Annotated in this window: 9 protein-coding genes and 1 pseudogene; 6 read left to right on the top strand and 4 right to left on the bottom strand. The window is 37.5% G+C overall.

Annotated features, from left to right (window positions below; translation table 11 throughout):
• Positions 1–27: 27 nt before the first annotated feature.
• Positions 28–114, bottom strand: a pseudogene (locus tag HMPREF0083_RS29480) (hypothetical protein); the annotation flags it as partial.
• 34 nt (positions 115–148) lie between these two features.
• On the bottom strand, positions 149–211 hold the full coding sequence (locus tag HMPREF0083_RS30220) for a tetracycline resistance efflux system leader peptide (RefSeq protein ID WP_167331586.1): 63 nt from the start codon (positions 209–211) through the stop codon (positions 149–151).
• Positions 212–616: 405 nt separating this feature from the next.
• On the opposite strand from HMPREF0083_RS30220, the gene HMPREF0083_RS19240 reads away from it, so the two are divergent.
• The 6 genes from HMPREF0083_RS19240 to HMPREF0083_RS19215 all read left to right on the top strand — a co-directional run bounded on the left by HMPREF0083_RS19240 (position 617) and on the right by HMPREF0083_RS19215 (position 6,726).
• On the top strand, positions 617–961 hold the full coding sequence (locus tag HMPREF0083_RS19240) for an ArsR/SmtB family transcription factor (protein ID WP_021623355.1): 345 nt from the start codon (positions 617–619) through the stop codon (positions 959–961).
• Between the two features lie 30 nt (positions 962–991).
• A complete protein-coding gene (locus tag HMPREF0083_RS19235; protein WP_021623354.1) occupies positions 992–1,507 on the top strand; it encodes an SRPBCC domain-containing protein in 516 nt (171 codons plus the stop codon).
• 537 nt (positions 1,508–2,044) lie between these two features.
• Positions 2,045–2,824, top strand: a complete 780-nt coding sequence (locus HMPREF0083_RS19230; protein ID WP_040303914.1) for an ABC transporter ATP-binding protein — start codon at positions 2,045–2,047, stop codon at positions 2,822–2,824.
• Positions 2,814–4,979: an ABC transporter permease gene (locus tag HMPREF0083_RS19225; protein WP_021623352.1), complete on the top strand. Its 2,166-nt coding sequence runs from the start codon at positions 2,814–2,816 to the stop codon at positions 4,977–4,979. Before HMPREF0083_RS19230 ends, HMPREF0083_RS19225 begins: the two co-directional genes overlap by 11 nt.
• A 36-nt stretch (positions 4,980–5,015) precedes the next feature.
• On the top strand, positions 5,016–5,684 hold the full coding sequence (locus tag HMPREF0083_RS19220) for a response regulator transcription factor (RefSeq protein WP_021623351.1): 669 nt from the start codon (positions 5,016–5,018) through the stop codon (positions 5,682–5,684).
• A gap of 4 nt (positions 5,685–5,688) precedes the next feature.
• Positions 5,689–6,726 (top strand): sensor histidine kinase, encoded by a 1,038-nt coding sequence (locus tag HMPREF0083_RS19215; RefSeq protein WP_021623350.1) that lies wholly within the window; start codon positions 5,689–5,691, stop codon positions 6,724–6,726.
• A gap of 299 nt (positions 6,727–7,025) precedes the next feature.
• Here the strand turns inward: HMPREF0083_RS19215 and HMPREF0083_RS19210 are convergent, their stop codons facing one another.
• Together HMPREF0083_RS19210 and HMPREF0083_RS19205 are read right to left on the bottom strand one after the other, a co-directional pair.
• Positions 7,026–7,766, bottom strand: a complete 741-nt coding sequence (locus HMPREF0083_RS19210) for a hypothetical protein (protein WP_021623349.1) — start codon at positions 7,764–7,766, stop codon at positions 7,026–7,028.
• Between the two features lie 191 nt (positions 7,767–7,957).
• A complete protein-coding gene (locus HMPREF0083_RS19205; RefSeq protein ID WP_021623348.1) occupies positions 7,958–9,154 on the bottom strand; it encodes a DUF418 domain-containing protein in 1,197 nt (398 codons plus the stop codon).
• Positions 9,155–9,220 lie beyond the last annotated feature (66 nt).

The following is a 9,220-nucleotide window of genomic DNA, read 5'->3' as shown; positions in this document are numbered from 1 at the left end:
AAATCGTCAGGTTTTAAGTGGTGGGTAGTTCACTACACTAAAAAATGAAAGAACACAAAGCCATATTAAAATTTGTTTATAGCGTAAAGCAGATTGTGAATAAGCTGTATTCACTTATTTATCCCCCAATAATGAGGGCAGACGTAGTTTATAGGGTTAATGATACGCTTCCCTCTTTAAATTTTTCCCAGTAATATACATTGCACTTCATAAAAATCCCTCCTAAATAATATTTTTTATTCTACCAGATACATTCAAAATAAGGAAGTAGTGTATCTTTTTGTAAACCATACAACTTTATTTATAATCGCTACGACAACTTTAAAGTTTCTTCCGGTGGGAGTAAAGGAAATTACTTTTGAATATCAATATAAGGAAATGAATATTCAGTCAAATAGAGGTAGTTTCGCTCATTATCTTATAAAAATTCGTGCTGTCTGTTAAAAACATCCCTTCGGCTAATCATAACCAAGAGGGAAAACGGTGCAACTTTTTTATAAATATTCCTTTACGGGAATATTCCTTATGATGTATATTTGAGTCAACAGGAATATGACCATAGTGATGAAGGAGGTGAGATTATACCAGGAGACCATCACTTAATGAGGTGAGAAGCATGTCAGGGAAGGATTTGGACATGTACATGACGATGCTGAGAGCTTTGGCTGAACCGAATCGTATGAATATCGTCGAACTTTTGCGTGACGGTCCCCTGACCGTGGGGGAAATCGTTGACCGGCTGGAACTTCGCCAGCCTCAGGCCTCGAAGCATTTGAAGGTACTTAGCGACAATGGAATTTTGGAAGTGAAGGCCGAAGCCAACCGCCGGATCTACAAACTCCGGCCCGGGCCCTTCCAAGCACTGGATACTTGGGTGAAGTCCTTCCAGCGTATTATGGAAGATAGATTCGACAATCTGGAAGACTACTTGCAGGAACTGCAAAATAAGGAAAAATCATAGGATTATTCAAATGGATGAGGAGGAATTACAATGTCAAACAACGCAATGGTTTCGAGGGTAGAGAACGATCGGGTGCTGGTGCTGGAGCGGGTTTTCGATGCGCCACAGGATCTTGTGTTCAAGATGTTTAAAGAGCCTGAGCATCTCAAGCGTTGGTGGGGGCCGAGAGGCTGGGAGCTTCCGGTTTGCAACGTCGATTTCCGGCCAGGCGGCGTTTGGCACTACTGCATGAAGTGCGTCGATCAGAACCAAGGTCAATTTTTCGGCATGGAATCTTGGGGCAAAGGCGTTTATAAGGAAATTGTCGAGCCAGAGACCATTATCTATACCGATTACTTCTCGGATGCTGAAGGCAATACGAACGAGACTATGCCGTCAACCGAGATTACGATGGAATTCATCGATTTGGGCGGCAAGACGAAGCTGGTCAGCCGTGCTGAATATGTGTCCGCGGAGGCTCTCAAGACCGTTATGGATATGGGCATGCTACAGGGCATCACTGAAACTTGGGATCGTTTGAAAGATCGTCTGAACGAGGTCAAGTAAGGAAATATGGAGACGGCCGCCTGGCTTTGAGAGTCGGCGGCTGTTTTGATTTTGTCATTTTTTTTGGAATCTATGATTAATCCTTTATTGCCCACTTATTGCTGTCCATTAGTTGAAGACGGTAAGTATCACATTCCTATTTCACTAATAACTGTAAGTTGGTTTATTATAAATATTTAAGGTATGTGGAACGTGAACATCGTTCCTTATCAACACTTATTTTAGCCTCACCATATAGTCAAGATTGGATTACAATCTATACTCATCTTCTTCTGGGTCTTGTCGATGCTAGTGGCACTTGGACTAGTAAGTCATTAGCATACTTCGAAGCCCAGGGTATTAACATAGCAAAAGCAAAACGTAGTATAAGGGCATCAGACGTAGGACAGGAGCTTTATTAGGCAAACTTGTCTGATGCCCTTTATTTTTTCCTTACATCATTTGTAAGTGTTTCTAGTCTTTTATACTGATTATAATGTGTATAGCTCAATTCGATTATAATTTCGGAAAATGATAATAAGAAAGGAGCCTTATACAGTGGTCAGGCAAGGAAAATTACTACAGGTTCAAGACTTACAAAAAAACTACGGAAAGAAGAACAATATAACAAAAGCTTTAAACGGTGTTAGTTTTGATGTTCTCCCAGGAGAATTCTTAGGAATAATGGGACCAAGTGGTTCTGGTAAAACTACATTATTAAACTGCATTGCAACAATAATAAAACCAACATCTGGGCGTGTACTTTTAAATGATAAAAATATCAGTGCTTTTGACAGTAAGGATTTAGCTGAGTATCGCGGTAGTCGAATTGGATATTTGTTTCAAGACTTTGAATTGCTGGATAATCTAACTGGACAAGAAAATATACTATTACCATTATCTATTCAGGGGGTGGATTTTGCAAAAGCACGAGCTAAATTAGATGAGCTAGCAAGTTTTTTAGAAATTACAGATATCCTTAATAAATTCCCATCTCAGATGTCTGGGGGACAAAAGCAAAGGGTAGCTGCTGCACGCTGTTTAATTTCTGATCCAGATATCGTTCTTGCGGATGAACCGACAGGGGCATTGGACACACGCTCTGCAAGAACCTTAATGAATAAGTTGGAAGGTATTAATAGATGTAGTGGAAGAACTATTTTAATGGTCAGCCACGATCCTAATGCAGCAAGTTTTTGCTCAAGAATCCTTTTTATTCAAGATGGTGTAATATTTCATGAACTGCGTCGCAAACATGATGAGTCCCGCGAGAAATTTTATGAAAGAATCTTGCAGTTACTAGCTCAGCTTGGGGGAGGAAGCGCGAATGTTCTCTAGGCTGATTTATCGCAATGCTAAACGAAGTCGTAAGGAGAATTTAATTTACTTTGCAACACTTGTAACAGCAATAGCGTCGTTTTATATCATTCTTTCACTTGGTAGACAAGATGTTATTTTATTCTTAAAGGAGTTTGAAAGCGATTCAATCGATAAACTTTTGGCTCAAATGCCAATTGTGTATCTATTTGCGTTATTTTTATTGTTTTTCTTGATTTTATTTGCTAATCAGTACCAATTAAATCGAAGGAGTAAAGAGTTTGGACTTTATCTCTTGTTAGGGATGCGTAAGAAACGCCTTGTTCTTCAACTCTTAGCAGAGGGGTTAATTACTTCTATTTTGGCACTCATTGGAGGAATCTTAATTGGTGGATTTTTAGCAGAAATAATCAGCTTGACGGTTTCTAAACTAGTCGGCCAGGGAATTATTAATCATCAAATAAGCTTGTCGGTAGGTGCGATTTTCTTTACCATAATCGGTTTTTTATTCATCCAGTTTATAGCATTAGTCATTCTTGGCGGAAGATTATTTAATAAAGAGGTGCATCAATTACTTTATGGGCAAATGGATAAGAAACAAGATATAGGGCATTTTAAAGGTAATGTACTTAATATATTAGTAGGTTCTGTCTTACTAGGTGTTGCATATTGGATTGTTTTATATCGTTTTATGGATTTTGCAGGATTGCTTCTGTTTGTGGCATTGGTTCTCGGAAGTTTAGGAACGATCCTTTTTATGAGGGGATTTGGAAAGTTACTAGGCTTATTGGCAAGCTTGTTCAAATATAAATCTACTAAAGGTCTACACACATTTACATTAAGGCAGTTTCAAGAGAACGTAGCTAATAGATCTATTTCCGTTGCAGTAACATCTATTCTAATTACGTTGTCTATCATTTTGATAGCAGATGGTGCTTCAACTTTTATAGGTTTAGAAAGTGTTTTTACTAGGAATTCCTCTGTATATGATTTTACTGTTAATGGGGATAGTCAAAAAATTGAGCAATTTCTTACTTCAGAAAAAATGAAACCATATGTAGAGGACTTAAACCAGCTGGAATTTGGAAATATGAAATATAAGGATGAACGTGGGGAAGACGGCTTCCCTTTGTCGTTGGTAGACTGGTCTAAATTAAGAGAGCAAATTATTAAGGCTCTGCCAAACAACTATAAAGAGCAAGTTTTATCTGGAGAAATGCAGAGCTACAGTTTCAGTTCGGAAAACCCTGAAGCACTTAATCTTTTTGGGGTTCTAGAGACAGCTTCAACAACACCTTATCTCATTCCTGAATCATCTTATAATGGTCTTTTAAAAACTATAGGAAAGAAACCGTTGAACCTACATTCAAATGAAATTGCTTTATACTTTAATCCAGATTTTATGCCTATGGATAATCTAGAAAGCATGCCTGTACTAGATAATATTCTTGAAAAGGCTGCAAAAGAAGGGCAAAGTTTGATGAGTATTAATGATCAGGCAATATATATACACCCATCAATTCCAATGAGAGGATTAGTAGCAGACCGTTCAGTAAAAATTTTTTCAGCATTTATAGTCCCTGATCATATGTTTGAACAATTATTAAATACGGAAACCTATGTGTCATATTGGAATTTTCGAATCCCACAAAAGCTGCAAGACCAACAAGGTTTAATGAAACCAATGATGGAGGCTAGAGATTTATTAAAATCTTCAGGCTTCAAGTTTGAAAGTTATTTACAAAACTTTGGACGTAAACTCTTCTATGTTGTTGCTGGAAGTTATGCGACACTATATATGGGATTCTTATTTTTGATTATTGCTTGTACGGTATTAGCTTTACAATTTTTGACACAGATGAAGCAGACAGGTGGGCGCTATGTAACGCTTTCCATGTTGGGGGCAAAACGTAATCAAATGAAAAAATCTATGCATAGACAGGTGTTGTTGACCTTTCTATTACCTATATCCCTTGCATGCGTGAGTGGAGCTGTTGGTATAAGGGCTATGATTTCATTTGTTACTATTCACATCGAAGACAAAACTTTACTTTATCCTATTGCTTTCACTTTTACATGTATTGTAATCGTAATTTTGGTGATTTATGGAGTAGCAGTTGCCCGTTCAGCAGATTATGAGATAGATAAATTGCGTTGGAAACCAAATATAGATTAAGGAACTGTTAAATTTCACATCGAAGGGGGTGCTGAAGTGGCGAGAATTACAATTGTTGAAGATGATTCATTGATGAGAGAGGAGTTAATGGATATATTGCAAAAAGCCGGTTATGAAGTGGTAGCAATTGCAGACTTCCATGATATAGTTGCTCAAATAACCACTTTGGCACCAGACTTAGTCTTATTAGACATCAATTTGCCAGAGCAATCAGGATTTGAGATTTGCAAAAGTCTAAAATCAAAAGGAATTGGTCCAATATTGATTCTTACATCTAGGGATAAGTTACAGGATGAATTACATGGTCTTAATCTAGGTGCAGATGATTATCTCACAAAACCATGTAATCGAGATAGATTGTTAGCGCGCATTCAGAACCTGCTAAGAAGATTTGAAGGACAACCAGGCTTGATAGATGGTGGCAGTTTTTCGTTAGACCCAAATACCTTTACTTTGTATAAGGGCTCTCAATCGTTATTATTATCGGCTAATGAAGGAAGAATTTTATTGACTTTAGTACAGCATAGACCCGAAATTGTATCCAAGTCTACATTAAGTGAACTTTTATGGGGAACAGACCAATATATAGACGAAAATGCACTTCAAGTAAATCTGACTCGCTTGCGAAAAACACTACGACAGTTAAACTTGGAAAATCAAATTGAGACTATAAGGGGTCAAGGTTATCGACTTAGAGGTAGGTGAAACCATGAAATGGATAAAGCAAATCTATGATTGTTTTCATGCTTATAAACAATGGTTTCTTATTTTAATTACTACAGATCTTCTATTTATCTTTTTAGCTTGGTTGGCTTACCCAGAAACTTTTAAGGTGTTAGTAGGACTCATGATTGTTTTTACTCTAGCGATGATATCATTGTCTGTATTCATTATTATTAGGAAGCAAAAAATAATTGAAGCAGCCTTTCGAGATTTTTTATTAGAGGCGAATGAGACGAACGAAGAAATATTATGCCGGGTATCTCCTAAGACATATTGGTCGTTTATCCGTAGAATGGGGGGCGTCATAAGATCATATCAGGCGGAACTTAATGAGCAAGTTACCCAGTTGACCGATTATGAAAGCTATATAGAAGGATGGGTTCATGAAATTAAAAAACCCCTGTCATTAATGACATTGGTATTAGATAACCGTAGCGATGAAATGTCCCCCCTTGTTAGACAGCGTATGCTTCATATTAGAGATCAAATGTTTGGAGACGTAGGGCGAATTTTGTATTTTGCAAGACTAGGGGCTGTTCATAAAGATTATATTTTTGAGTCTATAAACTTACTCTCATTTTGTAAACAGACAATTGAAGACCATCAAACACTCCTAGATGAATCCAGTTTTCAAATACAGTTCATAGGTGAAGAGGTGAGGATTTTCTCCGACCGCAAAGGGTTAGCTTTTATATTAGAACAAATAATCGCTAATAGTACGAAACACGTTGCACAGAATCAGGATAGTCCAATTTTGAGGTTTGAAACGGTTTATGACAAAGTGAGTGATCAAACTATTTTGCATATTAGTGATAATGGACCTGGTGTATCTGAAGAAGATTTACCATTTATTTTTGATAAGGGCTTTACTGGAGGGCGAGGTACTTATACAAGGCAAGCAACGGGGATGGGACTCTTTTTAGTAAGCAAGATGGCTTATGATTTAGCAATTCAGTTGGATGCAAAATCAGAGCCTGGTTCAGGGCTGGTCATATCACTAATCTTTCCGCATGTGAAACAATAAGCTATCTCACAGGGAAAATTCTAGTATATTTACTAAGCACATTTATTTATGATATTAATCCTCAAGGGTGTTGATTTTTCCACACTACTTTCCGATTACCCAATATTTATAATGATTTTCGTACGATAATCTAAATATCTGAATTTTATAGCTCCCCTCAAACCAAAAATCATATATCCCTTCAAAAAGCATTTTTTTCGTTTATTAATAACAACAGCCTGGTTCATGAAAGGTGGAATACAACCGAACACTTTTGGTGATTGGGCAAAGATAGACGGTAAAGGGGGGAGTTTTAATCCTTACTTCTCATCAGATCCTTCCAAGTCCCAATTTAAAACATCTAATCCCCCGAAACCAACTGTTGCATGGATAGTTGTACCTGAAAGAGTAGCAATTTTCTTCTTCTTAAAGAGTCCACCATGTTCTTCAATAGGGGTAATATGAGAGGGGAGCAATAAATCAACTCCACCAAATCCACAGTGGATATTTACTTGCTCAGTTCCCCGCAGTTCTTTCCAGCCTAAAGTTGCACTACCAAAAGAAATGTTAAGCGAGGCTTTACCTGATAACTCATTGAGCGAGACGTCACCACCACGCAGGCTAATGTTAACGTTTTTTGAGTGTGTTATACCGGCAACTTCACCGAACTGGCCTTTTATATCTACATCACCTTCTCCGCCATTCAAAATAATGACTCCTGCCATAAAAGAGGCGTTGACTTTTGTTTGAAGCGGAAGATGAATCTCTGTAAGTATTTTTTGCTTTTGTCTATGGCGAAAGTATGTCCCCATATTGCGACCTTCTATAACAAGAGAACGCTCAACTCGTTCGATACGCTCTGGAAGAAGATGCTCTTCGCCTGCTGAGACCACTGTAGCACTGGATTCAGCGTCAAAACAGATTAATAAATTACCCAGGATATTTACGTCAATGTATAATTCTTCTAGTCCAGCCGCTGTGATATTTTTGACTACTACCGGATTATTTATCGCTCCCATAGGAAATTTATACAAAGTTTTAGGAGGGTGTAAAGCCATCATGTCACTCCTTTGTTTCCTCTTTATGGTAATATGATTTCTTTTTATTTTACGATAGTTAAAAAATTAAAATAACCAACTTGAGACTGATTTAATTGTATACTTACCAACCATTAGGTTTATATAGATCGGTTAATGAACGATTTGATGCGCCATGATAATATCATCTATAAAATAGATGCTTAAGAAGAAGATTACTTATGCTTAATAGGCTGGACATATCCATAGGTTAAAGAGCGCCAAAGCCACTCTAAAGGACCAAATCTATATCTTTTTAGCCAAAAGAAGCTGAAAATTACTTGAAATAAATAAATAACGAGGCACAACAGGAAACCTGCTGCCAAACTAATATTATTAAACAAATGAAAGGTAGAAACAATCAAAAGAGAAACCATTGTCTGCATCACATAATTTGTTAACGCCATCTGTCCGGTAAAACTAAAGATGCGAAGGTATTTCTGCCAACCGTCCTTTTGCACTAGCAGTGTGAGTGACGAAATGTAAAAAAAACAGAGGGTAAGGCCGCTTAGACTAGTAAAAAGCTGACTTACAATCGACTGCCGCATTCCGAAAGACAGCAATCCAAGTTCAAGGCAAGCTACAAGTATAGTCAACGGCACACTAAGAAGCAGGCTGAAGCTCCAAACCCGTCTAACAAAGGTGGTGTGTTCAGCGGATTGTTGAAATATCCCCTTTTGTCCCGCATACAGACCAAACAAAAACATAGGTAACACCACAAAAAACATAATCGGGCTACTTCCAAGAACGAAGGAAACTTCTGTTTTGACTCGATAAGCCAACCAATCTACATAAGTAGCATCCTGGTATATTTTCACAGCTTCGTTTAGTTTCGTTATACCAGTGGTCTGCTTTTCTATAATATAAGAAGGAGATTCAAATAATAACTGTGCAATTGGGATACAATAAAATACGAAAAGAAGCCCGAACGCCCAGCCTAGGATTACTTTATTACTCCGTTTATAAAACAACAACAAAGCAAAGCCTACAATGGCATAAGCATGGAGAACATCTCCGTACCATAGAAAAATAAGGTGAAGCAAACCGAAAAGAAATAATATGAGCAACCTCCGAGAAAAGAGCCGGTACACTTTCAACCCTTTTTGTTCAGCTCTATTCATAAAGACATAAAATCCTAATCCAAATAAAAACGAAAAAATAGTATAAAACTTTGTTTGAATAAATAGGCTGAAAAAGAGATTCACTACTTTATCAATGGATGATAAATTTTGTGGAAGGTCATACAACTGACGAATAAAATCAGGTGAATGAAACGTAGGCATATTCACCAAGAAGATGCCCAGCAGGGCAAAGCCACGAATAATATCAAGTGTGATCATTCGTTCGCTTTTAGAAATTGGGGTTATTTTCATACCGAGCTTTCCTCTCCTATTCCCCTAATATATTTTTACACGCCTGTTGATTATCCATAAGGTGGA

This window comes from Aneurinibacillus aneurinilyticus ATCC 12856 (assembly GCF_000466385.1).
GTDB lineage: Bacteria > Bacillota > Bacilli > Aneurinibacillales > Aneurinibacillaceae > Aneurinibacillus > Aneurinibacillus aneurinilyticus.
This window is presented reverse-complemented; position numbering and strand designations above follow the sequence as displayed.